Below are 24,307 nucleotides of genomic sequence, written 5' to 3' on the forward strand. Positions count from 1 at the left end.
TTTCCGATCCTGAGGCGGATCCGCTCAGCCGCGCAGCAGAGCGTTGAGCCGTGCGGCCTGCCGGGTGAGGTGGTCGCGTTCCGGGACGCTGGCCGCCGCGCGGGCCGCTTCGGCGTAGAGCCGGGCCGCGAGCGCCGGGTCGCCGTCGCGCTCGTGCAGGTACGCCGCGACGGCCTTGTAGCGGGGCAGCGCGGGGTCGAGCTCGGCCAGTGCGGCCAGCCCGGCCCGCGGTCCGTCGGCCTCGCCGACCGCGACGGCCCGGTTGAGGCGGGCCACCGGGTTGCCCGTGAGGCGCACGAGTTCGTCGTACCACTCGACGATCTGCACCCAGTCGGTCTCGTCGGCGGTCTGGGCGTCGGCGTGCAGCGCGGCGATGGCCGCCTGGGCCTGGAACTCGCCGAGGCGGTCACCGGCCAGCGCCGTCTGAAGGATGTCGACGCCTTCGGTGATCAGCCGGGTGTCCCACAAGCCGCGGTCCTGCTCGGCCAGCGGCACGAGGCTCCCGCCGGGGCCGGTCCGCGCGGGGCGCCGCGCGTGGTGCAGCAGCATGAGCGCGAGCAGACCCGCGACCTCGGCGTCGTGGGTCCGGACCGCCAGCTGGCGGGTGAGCCGGATCGCCTCGGCGGCGAGGTCGACGTCACCGGAGTAACCCTCGTTGAAGACCAGGTAGAGCACGCGCAGCACCGTGGCGAAGTCACCGGGCTCGGCGAACCGGACCCCCGACACGGTCTTCTTGGCCCGGCTGATCCGCTGGGCCATGGTCGCTTCCGGGACGAGGTAGGCCTGCGCGATCTGCCGCGTGGTCAGGCCGCCGACCGCGCGCAGGGTGAGCGCGACGGCCGAGGCCGGCGTCAGGGAGGGGTGCGCGCACAGGAAGTACAGCTGCAGCGTGTCGTCCACCGGCTCGCCCGGGCCGGGCGCGGGCTCGCTCTCGACGCGCACCTCGCGCCGCAGCCGGGAGGTGTCGGCGCGGGCGGCGTCGAGGAACTTGCGCCAGGCCGTGGTGACCAGCCAGCCCTTGGGGTCCCGCGGCGGATCGTCCGGCCACACGCGCACGGCCTCGACCAGGGCGTCCTGCACGGCGTCCTCGGCCGACGCGAAGTCGGCGCCCCGGCGCACGAGGGCGCCGATCACCTCGGGGGTGAGGGTCCGCAGCAGGGTTTCGTCCACCGCGTGTCACTCGGTGATGGTCGGGGGAACGGTCATGACCGGGCGCACCTCGAGCCACTCCTGGACCGGCTTCCCGCCCGCTCCCGGAGCCGCGGACAGCTCGCCGGCCAGCTCGATCGCGCGCTCGTAGCTGTCGACGTCGATGATCGTCCAGCCGGCGATGAGGTCCTTGGTCTCCGCGAACGGGCCGTCGGTCACCGGCGGCCGCCCCTCCCCGTCGGACCGGACGAACGTGCCGTCGGGGGACAGCGGCCGGTGCTCGACGAACTCGCCGGTGGCCTCCAGCCGTTCGGCGAAGTCCTGCATGTACTTGACGTGGGCGGTGACCTCGTCGGTCGTCCACTGGTCCATCGGGACGTCGTTCACCGAGGCCGGCGCGCCGCGGTAGTGCTTGAGCAACAGGTACTTGGCCATCGTCGTTCTCCTTCTCGGGGCTATTTTGACGGATCGGGGGGACTCAGGCGCTCTGACGCGCGGCCCGCCGGGCGGCGAGTTCCTCGACGGCGCTGGGCAGCGTCGTCTCGAAGTCGATCAGCTTCACCCAGGTCGGCGTCACGACGATCCGCACCATGCCGTCGTAGAGCGACCGCACCTCGGCCTCCCACTCGACCCGCTGCTCCGGCGTCATCTCGTAACTGCCGTTCATCTGCAGGTACTCGTCGGGAATGCCGTCGACGACGTCCAGTTCGGCGGTCCCGCGGACGAGCAGGATCTTGGGCGGGTGCACCTCGGTGTCGATGGTGAGCGCGACCGCCGGGTTCGCGCGCAGGGCGTGCAGCTTCGGCGCGTTCGTCGACGTGCACAGGACGATTTCCGAGCCGTTCCAGGTGAAGGCGATCGGAACGGACCGCGGCGTCCCGTCCTTGGCGACGTAGGCCAGCCGGGTCAGGTCACGCTCCAGCAGCTCCCGGCTGATGGGCCGGTTCAGGATTTCGGTGATGGTGTTCTGGTCCATGGTGGTTCCTCCCGGAGCGTCGTAACCGCTGACACCCCTGGGACGGAGCCGTCGCCGGGTTCTCGACATCCGGCGGGAAGAAACTTTTCCGCTCACCGGCGGGTGCGGACATGAATCGGCCCCTACCGCGTGTTCGCTGGTAGGGGCCGGTTTTTCGCAATCGAACTGGGTGCCCTCGGCAGGATTCGAACCTGCGACACCTGCCTCCGGAGGGCAGTGCTCTATCCCCTGAGCTACGAGGGCCCATCGCTGGGCGACTCCGAAAGCTTAGCGCATCCCCTGCAGCCTGCGCGGGCAGGGCGGGGCAAACCGTATCCGCTGGTCAGTGTCGGAAAGTTGATCGATTCGCCCGGCAGTCGTTAGCGTGGAGGGCCCACCTGAAGGAGCTGTCGTGGTTGAGCCGTTCCGGGTCCCGCTCGATGAGGCCGACGTCGCGGATCTTCGTGAGCGGCTGCGGCTGACCCGCTGGCCGGAGGCCGAGACCGTCGACGACTGGTCGCAGGGCGCGCCGCTGGCCTACGTGCAGGACCTCTGCCGGTTCTGGGGTGAGGAGTACGACTTCGGGTTCGCCGCGCGGGTCAACGCCTTCCCGCAGTTCCGGGCCACCGTGGACGGTGTCGGCGTGCACTTCCTGCACGTCCGCTCGCCCGAACCGGACGCGCTGCCGCTCGTGTTGACGCACGGCTGGCCCGGGTCGGTGCTCGAGTTCCTCGACGTCCTCGGGCCGCTGACCGACCCCCGCAAGCACGGCGGGGACCCGGCCGACGCCTTCCACGTCGTCGCGCCGTCGCTGCCCGGGTTCGGGTGGAGCGACAAACCCGCCCTGAAGATCCCGCGCGTCGCCGCGTTGTGGGACGAGCTGATGACCTCGCTCGGCTACGACCGCTACGGCGCCCAGGGTGGTGACTGGGGTGCCGCCGTCACGAACGCCCTCGCCGGCGTCGCGCCCGAGCGGGTCGCCGGGGTGCACGTCAACTTCGTGCCCGTGCGGATGGGGCAGGACGACCCGACGCCGGAAGAGCGCCGGGCCTACGCCGACCTGGAGGAGTTCCGGCGGACCGGCAGCGGCTACTCCGCGCAGCAGGGCACTCGGCCGCAGACGCTCGGGTACGGCCTGACCGACTCGCCGGCCGGCCAGGCCGCCTGGATCGCCGAGAAGTTCTGGGCCTGGACCGACCACAAGGGACACCCGGAGGACGCCGTCGCCCGCGAGAAGCTCCTCGACGCGATCTCCGTCTACTGGTTCACCGCGACGGCCGCGTCGTCGGCGCGGATGTACTGGGAGAACAACGACCGCGACCTGTCCCGGATCACCGTGCCCGCCGGGATTTCCGTGTTCCCCCAGGAGATCGTGCGGCCGTCGCGGCGGCAGGCGGAGCAGCGCTACGCCGACCTGCGCTGGTTCGAGACCCCGCCCGTCGGCGGCCACTTCGCCGCGCTCGAGCAGCCCGGACTCTTCGTCGAGCAGGTCCGCGGTTTCTTCCGGCTGGTGCGCTAGCCGGCGTCGCAGTGTGACCGGTCCGACTGGCGGGAAACCCCTCCTGGTGGATTGGTCCGTGCGGGTGGGCGGAGTAGCTTTCCGAGGGTGAACTTAGGGTGCCCTGTATTGCACATATGCGCATCCGACTATATGTTTGCTCTCGACGGCGAACCCGGAGCGGAGGCGAAATGGGGCACGGACACGGGCACGGCCAGCCGGTCACGCCGGCGAGCGCGTCGGGCAGGTACACCCGCAGCCTGACGATCGCCCTGTGCGTCGGCGCCGGGTTCATGGTGCTGGAGTTCGTCGTGGGCTTCACGACCGGCTCGCTGGCCCTGATCTCGGACGCGGCGCACATGTTCACCGACGTCCTCGGGGTCGGCATGGCCCTGGCCGCGATCATCCTGGCCCGCCGCTCCGGGCCCACGGTCAGCCGCACGTTCGGCCTCTACCGCGCCGAGGTGCTGGCCGCGCTCGGCAACGCGATCCTGCTGTTCGGCGTCGCGGCCTACGTCCTGATCGAGGCCGTCGGCCGGATCAGCGACCCACCCGCGGTGCCCGGCCTGCCGGTCCTCCTGGCCGCGACGGCCGGCCTGGTGGCGAACCTCGTCTCGTTCGCGGTGCTGCGCTCGGGCGCGAAGGAGAGCCTCAACGTCCGCGGCGCGTACCTCGAGGTGCTGGCCGACCTGATCGGCTCGGTCGGCGTCCTCCTCAGCGGTGCGCTGACCCTGCTCACGGGCTGGCGCTACGCCGACCCGATCATCGGTGTGGCGATCGGCCTGTTCGTACTGCCCCGCACGTGGACCCTGGCCCGGCGGGCCCTGCGCATCCTCTTCCAGCACGCCCCCCAGGGCGTCGACGTCGGCGCGATCAGCGCGGAGCTGTCGGCGCTCCCGGGCGTCGCGGACGTGCACGACCTGCACGTCTGGACGCTGACGTCGGGCATGGAGGTGGCCTCGGCGCACTTGACGCTGGCCCCGCCGGCGCAGCAGTCGGACGTGCTGACCGAGGCCCAGAACCTGCTCTCGACGCGGTACGCGATCGAGCACGCGACCCTGCAGGTGGAGGCGCCCCACTGCGCGCGCCGCTGCCAGGAACTGTCCTGGTAATCAGGGCAGCGGCTGGGCGCCCCGGCCGGTGAGCATCAGCTTCATCTGGTCCATCTCCGCGCCCTGGGACGTGAGGATGCTGTTCACCAACGCCTTGAGGGCCGGCAGGTTCGAGTGCTGCGACGCGTACTGCGCCATCGACGTGCCGCCCTGGTGGTGGCGGAGCATCAGCTGCAGGAAGTAGACGTCGAACGCGCGGCCCGACAGCGACCGCAGCTTCGTCAGCTCGGTGTCCGTCGCCATGCCCGGCATCAGCGCGCCGCCGGAGGGGGAGACCGACTGCGGGGCCATCGACATGCCGTCGTGGCCCGACATCGGTTCCGTCATCCACTTCATCGGCGCGCCGATCGACTGCTCGGGCTGGTCCCACAGCATGAGCCAGCCCTTCATGCGGCCGACCTGCTCGAGCTGCGTGCGCTCGATGTCGAACGCGAGCTGCTTGATCTCCGGGTCGGTCGTGCGGTCCCGGGCGATGCCCGACATAGTGACCGCCTGCAGGTGGTGCGTCGACATGTCCTGCGCGAAGCCGACCTCGACCGAGTCGCGGGCCGGGGTCGCCGTGGCCGCCGGGTCGTCGACGGCGCGGGTGACGAACATCCCCGCGACGCCGCCGATCAGCAGGACCGCCAGCAGCGTCCCGCCGATGATCACCCAGCGCGACCACGTCGGCTGCTCGATGACCTCATCCGAGTCCGAGTCGGGGTCGAGGTCGGCTTCGGAACTCACTGCGACGGCGCGCCCGAGGCCGGGGCGGAAGCGGGCGCGGACGGCATGCCGCCGGGGGCGCCCTGCTCACCCTGTGCGGCGGTGCTGCCCTTGTAGTCCATCGGCTTCGCGTCCGGGCCCGGCTTCGACGGGTCGAACGGCGGCGGGTTGTCCGGGTCGAACGAGCCCGGCACCGCGTCGCAGGACGCGCCGACCTCGGGGTAGACGCCGTTCGGGTTGGACCGCAGGGCCGCGATGAACTCGTCGATCCGCTGGTCGCCGGCGCTGTCCAGCTTCAGCTGGTGGCCCCAGGACTGCAGGGAGATCGGCTTGTCGAGACCGGGGTAGGGCGACAGCATCGTGAACGGCTTGTCCTTGGCGCGCACGCTCAGCAGGTTCAGCGCGTCACCCGAGATCTGCTGCGGGTTGTAGGCGATCCACACGGCGCCGTGCTCGAGCGCGTGCACCATGTTCTCGGTGCGGACGGCGTTCGGGTAGACGATGCCGGTGCAGGTGGCCCACGTCTGGTCGTGCGGGCCGCCGAACGGCGGGGTCTTGTCGTAGGCGACGCGCTCGGTCGGCAGCACGTGCACGCTGCCGGTGTAGGTCGCGGTGATCACGCCGGGGATGCGCTTCGACGGGTCCGGGTCGGACGCGGTCGGCGCGAACGAGGCGGCGGCCTCTTCGCGGCCGGCCTGGTCACGCTTGGGCGCCGACGCGATCATGTAGTAGGTGATCACGGAGGCAGCCAGGGCGACGATGGCCACGACCGCGATGATCGTGCCCCACGGCGTGCCCTTCTTGCTCACGACGGACCCGCGGGCCGCCTTCACGGCCGACCCCTTTTTCCGAGTTGTCCGGTTCGCCATGGCTCCCGCGTTCTCCCTCTGGTGACTGCGGACGGATTCCCGCCCGGGCCAGTGTAGAGACCACGCGTCTGATCACCGTTAACACCTCACGGAGTAGCCGCCGAGGGCCGGGGGCTCCGCCACCCGGACCCCCCGGAAAGCCGTTCGTGGATCGCGCCCGTGACGTGGCCGAGACCGCCGAAAGCTTCCGACCAGAGCGCACCTAGAATTCGCGGAGTGACTCCCGCAGCTCTCGCCGACCTGGTCCGCAGCTCCGCCGTGCAGGTACTGACCGCACGCGGCATCGACGACGCCGTGCTGCCGGAGCAGGTGACCATCGAACGCCCGCGCAACCCCGACCACGGCGACTACGCGACCAACCTGGCCCTGCAGGTGGCCAAGAAGGCGGGGCTGAAGCCGCGCGAGTTCGCCGAGGCGCTGGCCGAAGCGGTCGCGGCCACCGACGGTGTCGCCTCCGCCGAGGTGGCGGGCCCGGGCTTCCTCAACTTCCGCCTGGCCGCCGCGGCGCAGGGTGACATCGTGCGCCAGGTCCTCGACGCCGGTGACGCCTTCGGCCGCGGTGACGCGCTGGCCGGCACCAAGATCAACCTGGAGTTCGTCTCGGCCAACCCCACCGGCCCGATCCACCTGGGCGGCACGCGCTGGGCCGCGGTCGGCGACGCGCTGGGCCGCGTGCTCGGCGCGCAGGGGGCCGCGGTCACCCGCGAGTACTACTTCAACGACGCCGGTGCCCAGATCGACCGGTTCGTCCGGTCCCTGATCGCCGCCGCGAAGGGCGAGCCGGCCCCGGAGGATGGCTACGCGGGTGGTTACATCAACGACATCGCCGCCGAGGTCATCAAGGCCGAGCCGAGCGCGCTGTCGCTGCCCGAGGACGAGCGCCACGAGACGTTCCGCCGGATCGGCATCACCCTGATGTTCACCGAGATCAAGCAGAGCCTGCACGACTTCGGCACCGACTTCGACGTCTACTTCCACGAGAACTCGCTGCACGAGTCGGGCGCGGTCGACGCCGCCGTCCAGCAGCTGAAGGACTCCGGGAACCTCTACTTCGAAGACGGCGCCTGGTGGCTGAAGTCGTCGGAGTACGGCGACGACAAGGACCGCGTCGTCATCAAGCAGGACGGCAACCCGGCCTACATCGCCGGTGACCTGGCCTACTTCAAGGACAAGCGCAACCGCGGCTTCGACCTGTGCATCTACATGCTCGGCGCGGACCACCACGGTTACATCGCCCGGCTCAAGGCCGCGGCCGCCGCGTTCGGCGACGACCCGGCCACGGTCGAGGTGCTGATCGGCCAGATGGTCAACCTGGTCAGCGAGGGCAAGCCGGTGCGGATGTCCAAGCGGGCCGGCACCGTGATCACGATGGAGGACCTGGTCGAGGCCGTCGGCGTCGACCCGGCCCGCTACGAGCTGATCCGCTACTCCGTGGACTCCACTTTGGACGTCGACCTGGACCTGCTGCGCAAGCACTCCAACGACAACCCGGTCTACTACGTCCAGTACGCCCACTCCCGGATCCGCTCGATCGAGCGCGCGGCCGCCGACCTCGGCCTGAAGTCCGATGTGGACGTCGACTTCGGACTCCTGACGTCGGACGCCGAAGGCGACCTGATCCGCACCGTCGGCGAGTTCCCGGAAACCGTGCGCCGGGCCGCCGACATGCGGGAGCCGCACCGGATCGCGCGCTACCTCGAAGAACTCGCGGGCGCCTTCCACAAGTCCTACAACTCGAGCCGCGTGCTGCCGATGGGCGACGAGGAGGCCACCCCTCTGACGTTCGCGCGGCTCGCGCTCTACCAGGCCGCACGTCAGGTGCTCGCCAACGGCCTCGCGCTGCTCGGCGTCACCGCACCGGAACGGATGTAATCGATGGCGCACCCCGCGGGCCCACGGCACGCCGACGTCTACCCCCACGCCGACTCCTCCGGGTTCCCGCCCGCGAGCGGCGACGAGCTCGACCGGCTCTACCCGAAGGTCTGGCCCCGCAACACCTTCCGCGGCGCCGGCGGCGTCGTGCGGATCGCCGGGGTCGACGTGCGCGAGCTGGCCGAGCAGCACGGCACGCCGCTGTTCGTGGTCGACGAGGCCGACTTCAAGTCCCGCTGCGCGGACTACGCCGAGGCGTTCGACGACCCGGCGCTCGTGCACTACGCGTCCAAGGCGTTCCTCTCCATCGAGATCGCCCGCTGGGTGGCCGAGCAGGGGCTGAGCCTGGACGTCTGCAGCGGCGGCGAGCTCGCCGTGGCGCAGCGCGCGAACTTCCCGGCCGAGCGGATCACCTTCCACGGCAACAACAAGTCGCCGGCCGAGCTCGAGGCCGCGGTCGTCGCGGGCGTCGGCACGGTCGTGCTCGACTCGTACTACGAGATCGCCCGGCTGGCCGACATCGCCGCGCGCCACGACGTCGTGCAGGCGGTGCTGATCCGGGTGACCGTCGGCGTCGAGGCGCACACCCACGAGTTCATCGCGACCGCCCACGAGGACCAGAAGTTCGGCTTCTCCCTGGCCGCGGGCGATGCCGCCGAGGCGGTGCGGCGGGTGCTCAACGCGCCGTCGCTGAAGCTGGCCGGCCTGCACAGCCACATCGGCTCGCAGATCTTCGACGCCGACGGCTTCGAGGTCGCCGCCCGCCGCGTCGTCGGCCTGCTCGCCGACCTGGCCAAGGAGCACGGCCCCGAGCTGCTCGACCAGCTGAGCCTGGTCGACCTCGGCGGCGGCTTCGGCATCGCCTACACCGACAAGGACAACCCGCCGCCGCCGGCGCAGATGATCACGCAGATCCGCGAGATCGTCCGCAAGGAGTGCGCCTACGCCGGGCTCCCGGTGCCGCGCATCGCCGGCGAGCCGGGCCGCGCGATCGCCGGTCCCGGCACGATCACGCTCTACGAGGTCGGCACCATCAAGGACGTCGCGCTGGGCGACAACGCGGTGCGCCGGTACGTGAGCGTCGACGGCGGGATGAGCGACAACATCCGGACCGCGCTCTACGACGCGGTGTACGACGTCCGGCTGGTGTCCCGCTCCGCGAGCGACAACGAGCAGCCGGTGCACGCCGTGCTGTCCCGGGTCGTGGGAAAACACTGTGAGTCCGGCGACATCGTCGTACGAGACTGCTGGCTGCCCGACACGCTGGCTCCCGGCGACCTGCTGGCGGTCGCGGCGACCGGGGCCTACTGCTACTCGATGGCGAGCACGTACAACCGGCAGCCGCGCCCGGCCGTGGTCGCCGTGCGCAACGGCGGCGCCCGGCTGCTGCTGCGGCGCGAGACGACCGACGACATGCTGCGCCTGGAGGTCTGAGAAACCGTGTCTGCTCCTGCTGAACCCCGTCCGATCAGGGTCGCTCTGCTCGGCTGCGGGACCGTGGGCGGCGAGGTCGCCAGGTTGCTCACCGAGCAGGCCGGCGAGCTGGCCGCCCGGGCCGGCGTGCCGGTCGAGCTGGCCGGCATCGCGGTCCGCCGCCCGGACAAGCACCCCGAACTGCCGCCGGAGCTGCTGACCGCCGACGCCGAGAAGCTCGTGACCAGCGACGACGTCGACGTCGTGGTCGAGCTCGTCGGCGGGATCGAGCCGGTGCGCAGCTGGCTGCTCGCCGCGCTGAAGGCCGGCAAGTCCGTGGTCACCGCGAACAAGGCGCTGCTCGCCGAGCACTCCGCCGACCTGTTCGAGGCGGCCGACGCCGCCGGGGCCGACCTCTACTTCGAGGCCGCGGTCGCCGGGGCCATCCCGCTGCTGCGCCCGCTGCGCGAGTCGCTGGCCGGTGACCGGATCACCCGCGTGATGGGCATCGTCAACGGCACCACGAACTACATCCTGTCCGCGATGGACTCCACGGGCGCCGGTTACGCCGAGACGCTCGACGAGGCCAGCCGGCTCGGGTACGCCGAGGCCGACCCCACCGCCGACGTCGACGGCTACGACGCCGCGTCCAAGGCCGCGATCCTCGCGTCGCTCGCCTTCCACACCCGGGTGACGGCCGCGGACGTGCACCGCGAGGGCATCGCCGACGTCACCGCGGCCGACCTCGGCGCGGCCCGCCTGCTCGGCCGCACGGTCAAACTCCTGGCGATCTGCGAGCGGGTGGCCGACGACGACGGCGTCGAGTCGGTGTCCGCCCGCGTGCACCCGGTGATGATCCCGCGCAGCCACCAGCTGGCCGGTGTCGGCGGCGCGTTCAACGCCGTCTACGTCGAGGCCGACGCGGCCGGCGAGCTGATGTTCTACGGCCAGGGCGCGGGCGGCGCGCCGACGGCGAGCGCGGTGCTCGGCGACCTGGTCGCGGTGGCCCGCAACCGGGTGGCGGGCGGGCGCGGCCCGCGCGAGTCGGCGCACGCGGCCCTGCCGGTGCGGCCGATGGGCCAGACCCCGACCCGGTACCACGTAAGCCTTTCCGTGGCCGACCGCGCCGGGGTGCTCGCCCAGGTGGCGCAGGCGTTCGCCGCGCACGGCGTGAGCATCGCGGCGGTGCGCCAGCTCCACGTCGCCGACCGCGCGAGCCTGGTCGTCGTGACGCACCAGGCCCCGGACGCGGCCCTGCAGTCCACTGTGGACGAGATCGCGAAGCTCGACGTCGTCCACGAAGTCGTGAGCGTGATGCGCGTGGAAGGCGAGGACGCATGATCAGCCAGCCGTGGCCGGGAATCATCGAGGCCTACCGGGACCGCGTCCCGGTGCCGGACGGTGCGCGGGTGGTCACCCTCGGAGAGGGCAACACCCCGCTGCTGCCCGCCCGGTACCTGTCCGAGCTGACCGGCTGCGACGTCTACCTCAAGGTGGAGGGCGCGAACCCGACCGGCTCGTTCAAGGACCGCGGCATGACCGTGGCCATCACGCACGCGCTCGCCAGCGGCCTCAAGGCGGTGATCTGCGCGTCGACCGGCAACACCTCAGCCTCGGCCGCGGCCTACGCCGTGCGCGCCGGGCTCACCTGCGCCGTGCTGGTGCCGCAGGGCAAGATCGCCATGGGCAAGCTCGCCCAGGCGGTGCTGCACGGCGCGCGGATCCTGCAGGTCGACGGCAACTTCGACGACTGCCTCGAGCTGGCCCGCAAGACCGCGGCCGACTACCCCGTCACCCTGGTCAACTCGGTCAACCCGGTGCGCATCGCCGGGCAGAAGACCGCCGCCTTCGAGATCTGCGACGTGCTCGGCGCGGCCCCGGACATCCACTGCCTGCCGGTCGGCAACGCCGGCAACATCACCGCCTACTGGGCGGGGTACGCGGAGTACGCGGCCGACGGTGTGGTGAAGAACACCCCGCGGATGTTCGGCTTCCAGGCGGCCGGCGCGGCCCCGCTCGTGCTCGGCGAGCCGGTGGCCGAGCCGGACACGATCGCGACCGCGATCCGGATCGGCAGCCCGGCGTCGTGGACCGCCGCGGTCAAGGCGAAGGAGGAGTCGAACGGGCTCTTCGAAGCCGTCACCGACGAGAAGATCCTCGAGGCCTACCGGCTGCTGGCCGGGCGTGAAGGCGTGTTCGTCGAGCCGGCGTCGGCCACCAGCGTGGCCGGCCTGCTCGCGACGGCCGCCGACGGCCGGCTGCCGGAGGGCGCCACGGTCGTCTGCACCGTCACCGGCCACGGCCTGAAGGACCCGCAGACCGCCCTGGCGGGCAACGTCGAGGTCGAACCGCTGGCGGTGGACCCCTCGGCGGTCGCGGCGGCGCTGGACCTGCGGTGAGCGGGTTCCGCGTGACGGTCCCGGCGTCCACTGCGAACCTGGGCCCGGGCTTCGACGCGTTCGGCCTGGCGCTGGCGCTCTACGACGTCGTCGAGGTGCAGGTCACCGACGCCGGCCTCAAGGTCGAGGTGATCGACGCGGGCGCGGGCGGCGTCGCCGACGTGCCCACCGACGAGACCCACCTCGTGGTGCGGGCCATCCGGCGGACCTGCGCGCACCTCGGCGTCGAGCCGCCCGGCCTGCACCTGCGCTGCTTCAACGCGATCCCGCACGCGCGCGGGCTGGGGTCCTCGGCGGCCGCGGTGGTCTCCGGGGTCGCCGCCGGGTACGCACTGGCCGGCCGGGAAATCGACGAGTTCGACGCGCTGCAGCTGGCCGCGGGCTTCGAGGGCCACGCCGACAACGCGGCGGCGAGCCTGTTCGGCGGGCTCGTGCTGGCCTGGTGCGCGGGCGGGGAGTTCCACGCCGAGCGGCTCACCCCGCACGCCGCCATCCGGCCGGTCGTCGCGGTCCCGGCGGTCCGCTCGGCCACCGCGACCACCCGCGGCCTGCTGCCCTCGACCGTGCCGCACGCCGACGCCGCGCACAACGCCGGCCGCGCCGCGCTGGCCGTGCACGCGCTCACGGCGAAACCGGAGCTGCTCCTGGCGGCCACGGAAGACCGCCTGCACCAGCACTACCGCGCGCCCGCCTACCCGGCGAGCACCGGGCTGGTGGACACGCTGCGTGCACGGGGCGTGGCCGCGGCGGTCTCCGGCGCGGGCCCGACGGTGCTCGCACTGACCACGACGGGAATATTGCCGCCAGAGGTGGGTGTTGAAGGCTTCGACGTCTACGAGCTGCCCGCGGATCTCGCGGGTGTGCAGGTTGCGGCTCAGTAAAGGCTGGGTCACGTGCCTGCGGTGGGGCCCGCCACGCGGGGGGTGGTTGTTGCACCCGGCACCGCCGCGGTCTACCCTCGGGGGCGTTCGATCACCGTGCGTTTCCGCACCCGGTGCCGGTCCTGGGAGCTTTCCCGGATGGCATCCTTCGTCGATCCGCCAGATCCGCACCGCCTGGCAAGCGGGGTAACGCGGAGGGACGCAGGCGGGTTTCCGGTTTCGGCGGTGCCGAATTTCGTGTCCTCCGAATGGAGGACGCAAACCCCTGTGGTGGAGGCGCTCCAGCTGTGTTTCGCACGGCCGAAGAGCTCATCTCCCGTATCGGGGGGCAGTTACGCCGGTTCGCGATCAGAAGCGAGCGGCAGTCCGCTGATCCGCCTGGAGGCGTGGATCGGTCAGGAAGGACATGTGTGAGCAACACCGATCTTTTGAGCGACGTGGGTAGCAGCGCCGCGGAGTCGAACGGCACGGCCCCCGCTCCCAAGAAGACGGTCGGCGGGTTGACCGGCAAGACTGTGGCCGAACTGCGTTCGCTGGCTGGGGAGCTCGGCGTCGGGGAGACGACGGGCATGCGCAAGGGCGACCTGATCGCCGCGATCCGTGAGCGTCAGGGCAAGTCTCGCAAGCGTGCGGCGAACGAGACCCTGCCACTGGAGGGCGTCGGCGAACCGCCGAAGGCGTCCCCGAAGAGCGAGCCCAAGGCCGCCGCCCCAGCTCCGGTCGAGACGAAGCCGGAGCCGAAGAAGGCCGTGGCCGCGGAGGCTTCCGTCGAGGCGCCGGCCGCGCCGGCGGACACCCAGCCGCAGGCCGAGCGCCCGCAGCAGGACAAGCAGGACGGTCAGCAGGGCCAGGACGGCGCGCCCGAGGAGGGCGGCCGCAGCCGGCGTCGCCGCGGTTCCAACCGCGCCGCCGGTGCGCCCGAGAGCCAGAACGGCGCCGACCGCCAGAACGACCGCCAGCAGGGTGGTGACCGCCAGAACGGCGGCGACCGCCAGCAGGGCGAGCGTCAGGGTGGCGGCGACCGGCAGCAGGGTGGCGACCGCCAGCAGGGCGGCCAGCGCGACCGGGGTCAGGGCAACCGGAACGACAACCGGCAGGGCCAGGACGGCAACCGCCAGCGCAACCAGCAGGACGGCGGCAGCCGCGGCGGCCAGGACAACCGCGACAACCGCGCCCAGCAGCAGCAGGACGACGACGAGGAAGGCGGCCGTCGCGGCCGTCGCTTCCGCGACCGTCGCCGTCGTGGCAGCGGGGGTGGCCAGCGGGACGCCGGTTCGCCGGACACCGAGATCCGCGAGGACGACGTCCTGCTGCCCGTCGCGGGCATCCTGGACGTGCTCGACAACTACGCGTTCGTGCGCACCTCGGGCTACCTCGCCGGGCCGAACGACGTGTACGTCTCGCTTTCGCTGGTCCGCAAGTACGGCCTGCGCCGCGGTGACGCCATCACCGGTGTCGTGCGGCAGCCGCGCGAGGGCGAGCAGCAGCGGCAGAAGTTCAACCCGCTGGTGCGCGTCGACTCGATCAACGGCCTGGAGCCGGACGAGGCCAAGCGTCGTCCCGACTTCACCAAGCTGACCCCGCTGTACCCGAACGAGCGGCTGCGCCTCGAGACCGAGTCGCACAAGCTCACGACCCGCGTGATCGACCTGATCATGCCGGTCGGCAAGGGACAGCGCGCCTTGATCGTGTCGCCGCCGAAGGCCGGTAAGACCACGATCATGCAGGACATCGCGAACGCGATCTCCACGAACAACCCTGAGTGCCACCTGATGGTCGTCCTGGTCGACGAGCGTCCGGAAGAGGTCACGGACATGCAGCGCTCGGTGAAGGGTGAGGTCATCGCCTCCACCTTCGACCGGCCGCCGGCGGACCACACCTCGGTCGCGGAGCTGTCGATCGAGCGGGCCAAGCGCCTGGTCGAGATGGGCCACGACGTCGTTGTGCTGCTCGACTCGATCACGCGTCTCGGCCGCGCGTACAACCTGGCGGCCCCGGCGTCCGGCCGGATCCTGTCCGGTGGTGTCGACTCGACCGCGCTCTACCCGCCGAAGCGGTTCCTCGGCGCGGCGCGCAACATCGAGAACGGCGGCTCGCTGACCATCTTCGCCACGGCGATGGTGGAGACCGGGTCGACGATGGACACGGTCATCTTCGAAGAGTTCAAGGGCACCGGCAACGCGGAGCTCAAGCTCGACCGCAAGATCGCCGAGCGCCGGGTGTTCCCGGCCGTCGACGTCAACCCGTCGGGTACCCGCAAGGACGAGCTGCTGCTCAACCCGGACGAGCTGGCCGTGACCGTGAAGCTGAGCCGGGTGCTGCACGCGCTCGACTCGCAGCAGGCCATCGACCTGCTGATCTCGCGGCTGCGCAAGACGAAGACGAACACCGAGTTCCTCATGCAGGTCTCGAAGACCGCCCTCGGCGGCAACGAGGACGACTGAGTCTCGTGTTGAAAGGGCCCTCCCGACTCGTCGGGAGGGCCCTTTTCGATCTTCTGGCCGCTGGGAATACCAGGTCAACGGGGTCTGTTCAAGTAGTCGTCAGCCTGTCTGGCAGAATTACCCGCTGAAGTCCGGCGCCGGTTCACCCCGCTCGAAGACTGGGGACCCGGAGCCAACGAGAGAGGACACCATGAAGAGCGGTATTCACCCCGAGTACGTGGTCACGAACGTCGACTGCGACTGCGGTAACACCTTCACGACGCGCAGCACCAAGACCAGCGGCAGCATCCACGTCGAGATCTGCTCCAACTGCCACCCGTTCTACACGGGCAAGCAGAAGATCATGGACACCGGTGGCCGCGTGGCGCGCTTCGAGGCTCGCTACGGCAAGCGTCAGAAGAAGGACGCCGACGCCAAGTAGCTTTTTTCACGGCGCCCACCCGCACGCGCGGGTGGGCGCCGTTCTTTTTGTACGGGCACGGCGTGCCGAACCGAGCTGAGAGGTGGCAGAGGTGGATTCGAGCTCGCTCAAGGGGCTGCTCGCCGAACACGCGAAGCTGGAGACCGAGCTGGCGGACCCGGCGGTGCACGCCGACCAGGCGCGCGCCCGCAAGCTCGGCCGCCGCTACGCCGAGCTGACGCCCGTGGTGCGGGCCGTCCACGAGCTCGACACCACCCGTGACGACCTCGCGGCGGCGAAGGAGATGGCCTCGGAAGACGCGGAGTTCGCCGCGGAGGCCGAGGAGCTGAGCGCGCGGATCCCCGACCTCGAGTCGAAGCTCACCGAGCTGCTGCTGCCGCGCGACCCGTACGACGGCTCCGACGTCGTGATGGAGATCAAGTCCGGCGAGGGCGGCGAGGAGTCGGCGCTGTTCGCCGGCGACCTGCTGCGGATGTACCTGCGCTACGCCGAGCGGCACGGCTGGAAGGCCGAGGTGCTCGACTCGGTCGACTCCGACCTGGGCGGCTTCAAGGACGTCACCCTCTCGATCAAGACCAAGTCGGCGGTCGTCGACGGCGTCTGGTCCCGCCTGAAGTTCGAGGGCGGCGTGCACCGCGTTCAGCGGGTGCCGGCGACCGAGTCGCAGGGCCGGATCCACACGTCGGCGTCCGGGGTGCTGATCTACCCGGAGCCCGAAGAGGTCGAGGTCGAGATCGATCCGAACGACCTGCGCATCGACGTCTTCCGCTCGTCGGGCCCGGGCGGCCAGAGCGTCAACACGACCGACTCGGCGGTGCGGATCACCCACCTGCCGACCGGCATCGTCGTCTCGTGCCAGAACGAGAAGTCGCAGATCCAGAACCGCGCCCGCGCGCTGCAGGTGCTGCAGGCCCGCCTCCAGGCGGTCGCCGAGGAGGAGGCCGCGGCCAAGGCGTCCGACGCCCGCCGCTCCCAGGTCCGCACGGTCGACCGCTCGGAGCGCATCCGCACGTACAACTTCCCCGAGAACCGCATCTCGGACCACCGGGTGAACTACAAGGCGTACAACCTGGACCAGGTCCTGGACGGTGACCTCGACGGCGTGCTGGACGCCCTGGCGACGGCGGACCGCGAAGAACGCCTGGCCTCCCAGTCCGGCTGACCCCCCCCGAAACGACCGAAGGCCGTGCAGCTCAGCTGCACGGCCTTCGGTGTGTCTGCGCCGAGGCTCAGCCCGCCCAGTTGCCCGAGACGAAGCGGAGGAAGATCGCGCCGCAGATCAGCGAGTTCGCGTAGAGGACCACGTGCACGGTGCCGCGCAGCTGCGGGCGGCGCTCGCCGAACAGCACCAGCGCCACGTACATCACCAGGCACGGCAGCAGGTAGCGGTGCACCGACACCACGTTGCTGTTCATCGTCAGCATCACGATCGACGCGAACCCGAACAGCGCCAGCGGGACGCCCTTCGAGCGCAGCGCGACCAGGACGTACACCGACGACACGAAGAGCAGCACCAGGCCGATGAGGGGCAGGACGTGGCTCATCAGCGTCCACGAGTCCATCCGGGTGTCCCCGAGCAGCGCGTGGCCGGTGATCTTGCCTTCGGTCCAGAGCGTCTTGACGATGTTCGGGTCGAAGTGGTGGTACGACCAGCTCGCCACGCCCTTGAGCGCGTTGAAGCTGGCGAACGCGCTGCCCGTCTGGACCTTCATGTACGCCATCACGGCGCCGAGCCCGAGGAACGCGGCCGGGAACCACAGCAGGTGCCACGAGAGCAGGCCTCGCAGCTTCCAGTCCTTGGACCGCCAGAACTCGAGGAAGCACAGGCCGACGAACACCGCCGCGGTGACGCGCGAGGCGGTCAGCGGGATCAGGGTCAGGCCCATCCACAGCCACTGGCGGCGCAGCGCGAACAGGTAGGCCCAGAAGCCCAGCGCGCAGAACACCGCTTCGCTGTAGAACGAGTGCAGGAAGAACGCGGTGGGTGCGGAGAGGAACGCCGCGACGACCAGCCACGGGGCCCGCTCGCCCGCGAAGAAGTGCCGTCCGATCTGGAGCAGCGCCACCGCGGCCAGCCAGGTGGCCACCACGTTGACCAGGAACCCGGCGGCGAGCAGGCCGAGCGTGCCGAAGCTGATCGTCTGCACCAGCCAGACCAGGATCGGGAAAACCGGGTAGAACGCCCGGGTCGGCACGTAGCTGCCGGTGTAGGCGTGCGCGGCGATCTCGCCGTAGTTGCCGGCGTCCCAGCGGTAGGTGTGCGACAGCAGGCTCAGCGTCGAGCCGACCCCGGTCTTCGGGATACCCTCGCTGGCCGGGGTGGAGGGCCCGAACAGCCACGCCACGGCGATCAGCACCACGTTCCAGGCCAGCACGATGGCCAGGACGCGGGCGTAGTCGCCGCGCAGCCAGCCCCAGCGGTTCCCGCGGGCGGGTTCCGCGGTCTCCGGCTCGGCCGCTTCGGCCGCCCGGGCCGGGACGGCGGTGCTAGTCATGCGAGACCTCCGGGACCGGCGCCTCGGCCGCCGAGGGCCGCTGCCGGAAGACGACCTTGTGGTATAGCACGTAGTTCCAGACCAGGCCGACCGCGATCCCGGCGAACTTCGGGATCAGCACGTGCACCCCGGGGAACGCCTTGGTGACGGCCAGGATGATCAGCGCCTGCACCACCCAGAGGCCGAACGCGGTGACGGCGAAGAACAGCAGCGCCTGGCGGCGGACGTCGCCGTCCTTCGCGCGGAACGTGAAGTTGCGGTTCAGGCCGAAGCTGAGCAGCATGCCCGCGGTCGTCGAGATGAAGTTCGCCACGAACAACGGGACGCCCAGCGTCACCAGCAGTGCGTAACCGAGCGCGTCGACCAGCGTGTTCGCCACGCCGACGACGGCGAAGCGGAGCTGGGTGGGGGTGATCAGCTTCACCGGGTGCCGCTTCCCGCGTCGGCGCCTTCGCGGGCCGTGGCCGGCTCGGCCCGGCCCGTGCGCACCGACGCGACACCGTACAGCGGCCGGTTCTGCACCTGGGAGTACGTGCGGCCGATGTAGCTGCCGAGCACGCCGAGCATGATGATCTGGATCCCGCCGAGGAAGAACATCGCGACGCCGAGGAACGCCCAGCCGGGCACCGCGGTCTCCGGCGCGAACAGCTTGACCCCGCCGACGTAGAGGATCCCGAGGAAGCTCAGGAACGAGATCAGGTAGCCGAAGCGGGTGATCATCCGCAGCGGCGTGACCGAGAAGCCGAGGATGCCGTCGGCCGCGAAGCGCAGCATCTTGCGCAGCGGGTAGCCGGTCACGCCCGCGTGCCGCTTGTCGCGGTCGAACAGCACGGCGGTCTGCTTGAACCCGACGTAGCTGACCAGCCCGCGCAGGAAGCGGTCGCGCTCGCGGTACTTGCGCAGCTCGTCGACGACCTTGCGGTCGACGAGCCGGAAGTCGCCGGTGTTCTTCGGGATGTCGACCGCGGCCATCTTCCGCAGGAACCAGTAGAACGCCCCGGCGGTGAACTTCTTGAACGCCGAGTCCTGGCGCGAGCGGCGCTGGGCGTAGACGACGTCGAAGCCCTCTTCCCACTTCTCGATCAGCTCGAGCGCCACCCGCGGCGGGTCCTGCATGTCGCTGTCCATGATGACGGTGGCGTCCGCGTCGACCAGGTCGAGCCCGGCCGTGACGGCCATCTGGTGCCCGAAGTTGCGGGACAGCTCGACCACCGTGACCCGGTCGTCCCGGGCGCCGAGCTCGGTGAGCTTCTCCAGCGAGCGGTCCCGGCTGCCGTCGTCGACGTAGATGAAGCTGAAGGCGTACCGGTCCGCCAGGGGCGCGGTCACCTCGTCGACCGTCCGGTGCAGCAGGTCGATGTTCTCTTCCTCGTTGTAGATCGGGAAGATGAACGCCACCCGGCGGGTGATCGGCTCAGTGGGCACTGCGGGGCTCCCCGGAGTTTCGGTGCGAAGGTGCGGGCGGCGCCGTGGAGCAGGCGATTCCCCGACCCGGTGCCCTGCATCCTAGGAGATCGGACCGGCCGCCACGCCGGGGCCCGGTCAGCCCGCCGCGGCGGCGAGGGCGCGCATCCGGCTTTCGCTGCCCTCCTCGCCGCCGAAATGGACGGCCACGGCGTCCGCACCGGCGTCCCGGTAGGCACGCGCTTCGCCGGCGGTCGTCCCGGCGTCGTCCCGCCACTGCATCCGCGCGGTGGCCCGGACGGGCCGGTCGCCGGCCAGCGCCCGCAGGGTCGCGGCGCGCTCCCCGAAGTCGGCGGGGGCCAGGCCCGCGCTCTGCCAGGCCGAGCCGATCCGGGCGGCGCGCCGCAGCGCGGCCACGGAGTTGCCCCCGACGGTGATCGGCACCGGGCCCGCCGGCCGCGGCTCGAAGTACCCGCCGCCGGGACCGCGGCCGGTGCGGAACAGCTCCCGGAGCAGGTCGAGGGTGGCGTCGGTCCGCTTGCCACGGGCCCCGAAATCGGCCCCGACCTCGGCGAACTCGGGCTCGTTCCAGCCGGTGCCCACGCCGAGGTCGAACCGGTGCCCGGCCAGCCGGTCGAGCGTCGCGACCTGCTTGGCCAGCGCGTACGGCTCCCGCAGCGGCACGATCAGCACCGACGTGCCGAGCCGGATCCGGCTGGTCAGCGCGGCGATGTGGGCGAGGGTCACCAGCGGCTCGTAGACACCGCCGAAGACGTCGCCGAACGCGCCGGGCGGGATCAGGTGGTCGGGCAGCCACGCGGTGCGGTAGCCGAGGTCCTCGGCGACGCGGGCCAGCTCGGCGGGGCGGCCGGGCGGCAGGTCCGGCCGCTCGTTCGGCAGCACGACTTCCAGGTCCATCAGATCCTCCCGGGGAAATGTTCGGTCGTGCCGGCGACGTTAGGTCTTCACATCGGTGTGAAGGTCAACCTCGGGGGTCACGTGCGGATCGGCGAGCTCGCGGAACGGACGGGCGTCAGCACGCGGTTGCTGCGCTATTACGAGGAGCAGGGCCTGCTGGCGGCGTCACGCGACGGCAACGGCTACCGCTGCTACGACGAGGACGCCGTCGTCCGGGTGCGGCAGATCCGCCGGCTCCTCGCGGCGGGGCTGAACACGGAGGTCATCGGGTCGGCCCTGCGGTGCGCGCGCGGTGAGGAGGCGCACCTGGACCTCTGCCCGGAGCTGGCGCAGGTGCTGCACCGCGAGCTGACGGCCATGGACGACCGGATCGGCGTGCTCCAGGCGCGGCGCACGACGCTGGCCGGGTACCTGACCGAAGAGGGCGCGTGACCGCCCGCTCGATACGCTGGACGGCGTGGGACCGGCGCGTGTCCTGACGGGGGAGTTCCGCCTGGTGTGCCAGGCTTGACGAGGTGAAGGACGACGAGTGAATCGGCAGCCGCTGCGCCTGGCCATCATCGAGGCCACCCGCATTCTCGAGCGCGCGGGTGTCTCCTCGCCGCGGTTCGACGCCGAGGTGATCGCCGCGCACGTGCTCGGGGTCGAACGCGGACGGCTGCCGATGGTGCCGCTGGTCGACCCGCCGGTCATCGAGGCCATCGGGCAACTCGTCCAGCAGCGCGCGAAGCGGATCCCGCTGCAGTACCTCACCGGCTGGGCCGCGCTGGGTGACATCACCGTCGCGGTCGGGGCCGGCGTGTTCGTGCCGCGGCCGGAGACCGAGCTGCTGCTCGAATGGGGCGTCAAGTTCCTGCAGGGCCGGGAGTTCCCGGTCGTGGTCGACCTGTGCACCGGCTCCGGGGCGCTCGCGCTCGGCGTCGCGCACGCGCGCCCGGACGCGGTCGTCTACGCGGTGGACGTCGACCCGCAGGCGCTGGCCTGGGCGCGGCACAACGCGGACGTCCACGCCGACGCCGGCGACACCCCGATCCGGCTGTACTCCGGCGACATCGCCGACCCGACGATGTTCGCCGAGCTCGACGGCCTGGTCGACCTGGTGCTGTGCAACCCGCCGTACGTCCCGGACGGCACGCCGGTGCCGCCCGAGGTCGCCGAGCACGACCCGCCGCGCGCGGTGTTCGCCGAGGAGAGCGGCCTGGCGGTGATCCGCCACGCGATCGCGGCGGGCGCGCGCCTCCTGCGCCCGGGCGGCGGCCTGGCCATCGAACACGACGACACGCACGGCTCGGCGGTCCCGGCCCTGGTCCGCGCCCGCCGGGTGCTGACGGGCGTCGAGGGCCACCTGGACCTGGCAGGCCGCGCCCGCTTCGTCACGGCGCGACGGCTGGGCTGAGCAGCCCCGTTTTCCACGCTACCGGCGGCCACCGACAGTTCCCGGTGCTCGCCGTGCCCGCGGCCGGAGTTGTCCACAGCGCCGGTCGGGCCTGACAAAGCGGCCAGACTTTCGTCGTGGGGCAAGCGGGTAGATCCTCGCTTCGAGGCAGAAGGCAGACAGCGCGGCTCAATACGGTCGATCACGGGAAACCGCCACCCCGCCGGTTCCCAGTGAAGGAGCCGCAGATGCGCGCCAGAACCCCGAAAGCGCTCGCCCTGCTCGCGGCCGTCGTCGTGCTGTCCGGACTCGGTGCCGGGACCGCCGCCGCCGAGCCGCTCACCCGTGACTGGCCCGCCCCGATCGACGCCGCGCACTGGGAGAACCAGGACCACATGACGTGGTCCGACTACAAGAAGGTGCCCGGGACGAACTGGGCCGATCCCTCGCTCGAACCCACCCAGCGCACTTTCAAGGGCGCCGTCGTCCTCGCCGACTACCCCGACCAGGACTTCGTCGTCACGAAGGCGCCGAACTCGACCGTGTTCGGCAACCCCGGTCCCGCCGCCGCGAACATCCCGCGCGCGAACGTCGCGCAGTACTACCAGGACTTCCTGAACAAGCCCGAAGCCCTCAACCACGGGCACACCATCAACGAGTACTGGATGGAGGACTCGGGCGGCCGCTTCGGCGTGCAGCTGACGGCGTTCGGGCCGTACCGGATGCCCGGCCAGTCCTACGAGTACGGCATGGAGTTCCAGCCGGGTGCTTGCCCGCCGTCGGCGAACTGCGACCGGGACATCCGCACGGACGCCGGGAACGCCTGGCGCGCCGACGTCGGCGACGCGGCGAACCAGTTCGACTTCGTCTTCTACCTGTCCGCCGGCCAGGACGAAAGCTCGACCTGGCAGGAGTTCGGCGAGATGAAGTTCGGCACCAAGGAGAACGTCCCGGACGCGTTCGGCCCGCCGAACCACGACCTGCCGAACTACGCCGCCACCCGGTACGTCCCGTGGACGTCGTGGGCGTCGGCCGCCAGCATCTGGCCCAACGCCGGGAACGGCAGCTCGGTGCAGGCCGAAAGCTCCGGGCAGTCGACCTACGCCCACGAGTTCAGCCACATCCTCGGCATCGGCGACAACTACAACAACCCGTTCGGGATCCCGCCGTCCCGCAGTTACAGCGGGCCGTGGGACATGCTGTCGCGCGGCACGTTCAACGGACCGGGCGGGCCGCACACGCGCTGGCAGATCCCGGCGACGCAGGGCAGTTCGATGGGCGCGCAGCACCAGCTGCGCAACAAGCTGAAGCTCGGCATAGTCGACCCGGCGGACGTGCTGCAGCTTGACCGTAACCAGCTGGCGGCGTCCGGCCCGGTGTCGGCCCGCTTGACCGCCCGCGAGACCGAAGCGCAGCCGGGCGCGTTCACCGGGCTGAACATCAAGCTCACCGGCGGCGACAAGAGCCCGAAGTGCGATCGCGCCAAGGACCCGTTCTGCGACGGCGGCGGCTACGACAACTACACCGTCGAGGTCGTCGACCGGATGGGTGCGGACTCCTTCGCACCGGACTCGGGTGTCATGATCACCAAGACGAAGAACCAGGACAACGCGCCGTTCGACTGGGTGATCGACGCCAACCCGGCCGACATCGGCATCACCGACTACACCAAGCCGGACGGCACCCCGGTGAAGATCACCATCGGTGACTACCGCCAGCTCAACGACGCGCTGTTCAAGGCGGGCACCGAGGCGGCGAGCCCGTACGAGTACACCGACCAGGCGAACCGGCTGAAGTTCCTGGTCACCGACCTCGCCCGGGACCGCAAGGGCGTGCTCTCGTACACCGTCACGGTCGCTTCGCTCGACGGCGCGGGCAGCCAGGCGCGGGGCGCCGCGGTGACCCCGGCGCCGCCGGCGTTCGCTCGCGGCGGGCTCGCGACCTGCGACTTCGGCCTGTTCAACACGGGTTCGGCGAAGGGCGCGAAGGCGCCGTACGACACCGACACCTACCGGCTGAGCGTGGCGACCGACGCCAAGGGCTGGCAGGTCCGCCTGCCGAACGAGCTGGCGACGGCGAAGTTCGGCCAGCACGTGACGGTGCCGGCCTACGCCAAGCGCGGCCCGGGCGGTGACCTCGCGGCCCGCGTCAAGCTGACGGCGACGTCGGTGAGCGACCCGTCGAAGACGGCCACCGCGAGCTGCCCGGCGTTCGGCTTCTGACCCCGGCCCTGGGGGGTGGTGTGGGGGGGGTGGGGCCGCCCCCCCACACCCCCGGGGGGGGGGGGCGCCCCGGGCGGGGGGCCCGGGGGGGGGGCCCCTTCCCGGGCACCGGCCCCCCTCCGCGGTGAGGGAGCCGGTGGCGTGCAGGGTCCAGTCGGCGTCCTGCTCCCGGGAG

General features: G+C 71.3%; 22 protein-coding genes and 1 tRNA gene. 13 read left to right on the forward strand and 10 right to left on the reverse strand.

The window, feature by feature from the left end:
• Positions 1-24: 24 nt before the first annotated feature.
• From ACGFMK_RS06075 to ACGFMK_RS06090, 4 genes are all read right to left on the reverse strand, one after another.
• On the reverse strand, positions 25-1,170 hold the full coding sequence (locus ACGFMK_RS06075; protein ID WP_392758859.1) for an RNA polymerase sigma factor: 1,146 nt from the start codon (positions 1,168-1,170) through the stop codon (positions 25-27).
• A 6-nt stretch (positions 1,171-1,176) separates the two neighbouring features.
• Entirely contained in the window at positions 1,177-1,584 is a 408-nt protein-coding gene (locus tag ACGFMK_RS06080; protein ID WP_392758861.1) for a YciI family protein, read from the reverse strand.
• 43 nt (positions 1,585-1,627) lie between these two features.
• Positions 1,628-2,125 carry a pyridoxamine 5'-phosphate oxidase family protein gene (locus tag ACGFMK_RS06085; RefSeq protein WP_392758863.1) on the reverse strand — a complete coding sequence of 166 codons (498 nt, stop codon included), beginning with the start codon at positions 2,123-2,125 and terminating at the stop codon, positions 1,628-1,630.
• Between the two features lie 170 nt (positions 2,126-2,295).
• Positions 2,296-2,368, reverse strand: a tRNA-Arg gene (locus ACGFMK_RS06090).
• 148 nt (positions 2,369-2,516) lie between these two features.
• Here ACGFMK_RS06090 and ACGFMK_RS06095 point away from each other — a divergent pair.
• On the forward strand, positions 2,517-3,623 hold the full coding sequence (locus tag ACGFMK_RS06095) for an epoxide hydrolase family protein (RefSeq protein ID WP_392758864.1): 1,107 nt from the start codon (positions 2,517-2,519) through the stop codon (positions 3,621-3,623).
• Positions 3,624-3,793: 170 nt separating this feature from the next.
• Entirely contained in the window at positions 3,794-4,714 is a 921-nt protein-coding gene (locus tag ACGFMK_RS06100) for a cation diffusion facilitator family transporter (protein WP_392758865.1), read from the forward strand.
• Here the strand turns inward: ACGFMK_RS06100 and ACGFMK_RS06105 are convergent, their stop codons facing one another.
• Entirely contained in the window at positions 4,715-5,440 is a 726-nt protein-coding gene (locus ACGFMK_RS06105) for a DUF305 domain-containing protein (RefSeq protein WP_392758867.1), read from the reverse strand.
• A complete protein-coding gene (locus ACGFMK_RS06110; protein ID WP_392758869.1) occupies positions 5,437-6,252 on the reverse strand; it encodes a DUF3105 domain-containing protein in 816 nt (271 codons plus the stop codon). Before ACGFMK_RS06110 ends, ACGFMK_RS06105 begins: the two co-directional genes overlap by 4 nt.
• A 252-nt stretch (positions 6,253-6,504) precedes the next feature.
• On the opposite strand from ACGFMK_RS06110, the gene argS reads away from it, so the two are divergent.
• The 8 genes from argS to prfA all read left to right on the forward strand — a co-directional run bounded on the left by argS (position 6,505) and on the right by prfA (position 16,880).
• The gene (gene argS / locus ACGFMK_RS06115) at positions 6,505-8,160 is read left to right on the forward strand and encodes an arginine--tRNA ligase (RefSeq protein WP_392758871.1); all 1,656 of its coding nucleotides are present in this window, start codon (positions 6,505-6,507) and stop codon (positions 8,158-8,160) included.
• Between the two features lie 3 nt (positions 8,161-8,163).
• Positions 8,164-9,594, forward strand: coding sequence for a diaminopimelate decarboxylase (lysA, locus tag ACGFMK_RS06120; RefSeq protein WP_392758872.1), 1,431 nt, complete (start codon positions 8,164-8,166; stop codon positions 9,592-9,594).
• Between the two features lie 6 nt (positions 9,595-9,600).
• Positions 9,601-10,914 (forward strand): homoserine dehydrogenase, encoded by a 1,314-nt coding sequence (locus ACGFMK_RS06125; RefSeq protein ID WP_392758874.1) that lies wholly within the window; start codon positions 9,601-9,603, stop codon positions 10,912-10,914.
• Positions 10,911-11,972 (forward strand): threonine synthase, encoded by a 1,062-nt coding sequence (gene thrC / locus ACGFMK_RS06130; protein WP_392758876.1) that lies wholly within the window; start codon positions 10,911-10,913, stop codon positions 11,970-11,972. Before ACGFMK_RS06125 ends, thrC begins: the two co-directional genes overlap by 4 nt.
• Positions 11,969-12,853, forward strand: a complete 885-nt coding sequence (gene thrB / locus ACGFMK_RS06135) for a homoserine kinase (RefSeq protein WP_392758878.1) — start codon at positions 11,969-11,971, stop codon at positions 12,851-12,853. The genes thrC and thrB overlap by 4 nt, the downstream gene beginning before the upstream one ends.
• A 410-nt stretch (positions 12,854-13,263) precedes the next feature.
• Positions 13,264-15,297, forward strand: a complete 2,034-nt coding sequence (gene rho / locus ACGFMK_RS06140; protein ID WP_392758880.1) for a transcription termination factor Rho — start codon at positions 13,264-13,266, stop codon at positions 15,295-15,297.
• A 190-nt stretch (positions 15,298-15,487) separates the two neighbouring features.
• Positions 15,488-15,718, forward strand: coding sequence for a 50S ribosomal protein L31 (rpmE, locus tag ACGFMK_RS06145; RefSeq protein WP_323322847.1), 231 nt, complete (start codon positions 15,488-15,490; stop codon positions 15,716-15,718).
• 91 nt (positions 15,719-15,809) lie between these two features.
• Positions 15,810-16,880 carry a peptide chain release factor 1 gene (prfA, locus tag ACGFMK_RS06150; protein ID WP_392758882.1) on the forward strand — a complete coding sequence of 357 codons (1,071 nt, stop codon included), beginning with the start codon at positions 15,810-15,812 and terminating at the stop codon, positions 16,878-16,880.
• A 67-nt stretch (positions 16,881-16,947) separates the two neighbouring features.
• Here the strand turns inward: prfA and ACGFMK_RS06155 are convergent, their stop codons facing one another.
• From ACGFMK_RS06155 to ACGFMK_RS06170, 4 genes are all read right to left on the reverse strand, one after another.
• Complete coding sequence (locus tag ACGFMK_RS06155) at positions 16,948-18,213, reverse strand: hypothetical protein (RefSeq protein ID WP_392758884.1); 1,266 nt, start codon at positions 18,211-18,213, stop codon at positions 16,948-16,950.
• The gene (locus ACGFMK_RS06160) at positions 18,206-18,637 is read right to left on the reverse strand and encodes a GtrA family protein (protein ID WP_392758886.1); all 432 of its coding nucleotides are present in this window, start codon (positions 18,635-18,637) and stop codon (positions 18,206-18,208) included. Before ACGFMK_RS06160 ends, ACGFMK_RS06155 begins: the two co-directional genes overlap by 8 nt.
• Entirely contained in the window at positions 18,634-19,638 is a 1,005-nt protein-coding gene (locus ACGFMK_RS06165) for a glycosyltransferase family 2 protein (RefSeq protein WP_392758888.1), read from the reverse strand. The genes ACGFMK_RS06160 and ACGFMK_RS06165 overlap by 4 nt, the downstream gene beginning before the upstream one ends.
• A gap of 117 nt (positions 19,639-19,755) precedes the next feature.
• Positions 19,756-20,535 carry a TIGR03619 family F420-dependent LLM class oxidoreductase gene (locus ACGFMK_RS06170; protein ID WP_392758890.1) on the reverse strand — a complete coding sequence of 260 codons (780 nt, stop codon included), beginning with the start codon at positions 20,533-20,535 and terminating at the stop codon, positions 19,756-19,758.
• 81 nt (positions 20,536-20,616) lie between these two features.
• Between ACGFMK_RS06170 and ACGFMK_RS06175 the strand changes: the two genes are divergently transcribed.
• The 3 genes from ACGFMK_RS06175 (at position 20,617) to ACGFMK_RS06185 (ending at position 24,132) form a co-directional block, all read left to right on the forward strand.
• Entirely contained in the window at positions 20,617-20,967 is a 351-nt protein-coding gene (locus tag ACGFMK_RS06175; RefSeq protein ID WP_392759356.1) for a MerR family transcriptional regulator, read from the forward strand.
• Positions 20,968-21,064: 97 nt separating this feature from the next.
• The gene (prmC, locus tag ACGFMK_RS06180; protein ID WP_392758892.1) at positions 21,065-21,931 is read left to right on the forward strand and encodes a peptide chain release factor N(5)-glutamine methyltransferase; all 867 of its coding nucleotides are present in this window, start codon (positions 21,065-21,067) and stop codon (positions 21,929-21,931) included.
• A gap of 227 nt (positions 21,932-22,158) precedes the next feature.
• A complete protein-coding gene (locus tag ACGFMK_RS06185; protein ID WP_392758894.1) occupies positions 22,159-24,132 on the forward strand; it encodes a M6 family metalloprotease domain-containing protein in 1,974 nt (657 codons plus the stop codon).
• Positions 24,133-24,307 lie beyond the last annotated feature (175 nt).

The sequence above is a fragment of the Amycolatopsis sp. NPDC049252 genome (assembly GCF_043197175.1).
In the GTDB taxonomy this organism is placed as follows: Bacteria; Actinomycetota; Actinomycetes; order Mycobacteriales; family Pseudonocardiaceae; genus Amycolatopsis.

Excerpts from the sequence above, each read along its gene's own strand:
- ACGFMK_RS06080 (WP_392758861.1), bottom strand. The coding sequence starts at position 1,584 with ATGGCCAAGTACCTGTTGCTCAAGCACTACCGCGGCGCGCCGGCCTCG.
- ACGFMK_RS06085 (WP_392758863.1), bottom strand. The coding sequence starts at position 2,125 with ATGGACCAGAACACCATCACCGAAATCCTGAACCGGCCCATCAGCCGG.
- ACGFMK_RS06100 (WP_392758865.1), top strand. The coding sequence starts at position 3,794 with ATGGGGCACGGACACGGGCACGGCCAGCCGGTCACGCCGGCGAGCGCG.
- lysA (WP_392758872.1), top strand. The coding sequence starts at position 8,164 with ATGGCGCACCCCGCGGGCCCACGGCACGCCGACGTCTACCCCCACGCC.
- thrC (WP_392758876.1), top strand. The coding sequence starts at position 10,911 with ATGATCAGCCAGCCGTGGCCGGGAATCATCGAGGCCTACCGGGACCGC.
- rpmE (WP_323322847.1), top strand. The coding sequence starts at position 15,488 with ATGAAGAGCGGTATTCACCCCGAGTACGTGGTCACGAACGTCGACTGC.
- ACGFMK_RS06155 (WP_392758884.1), bottom strand. The coding sequence starts at position 18,213 with ATGACTAGCACCGCCGTCCCGGCCCGGGCGGCCGAAGCGGCCGAGCCG.
- ACGFMK_RS06170 (WP_392758890.1), bottom strand. The coding sequence starts at position 20,535 with ATGGACCTGGAAGTCGTGCTGCCGAACGAGCGGCCGGACCTGCCGCCC.
- ACGFMK_RS06185 (WP_392758894.1), top strand. The coding sequence starts at position 22,159 with ATGCGCGCCAGAACCCCGAAAGCGCTCGCCCTGCTCGCGGCCGTCGTC.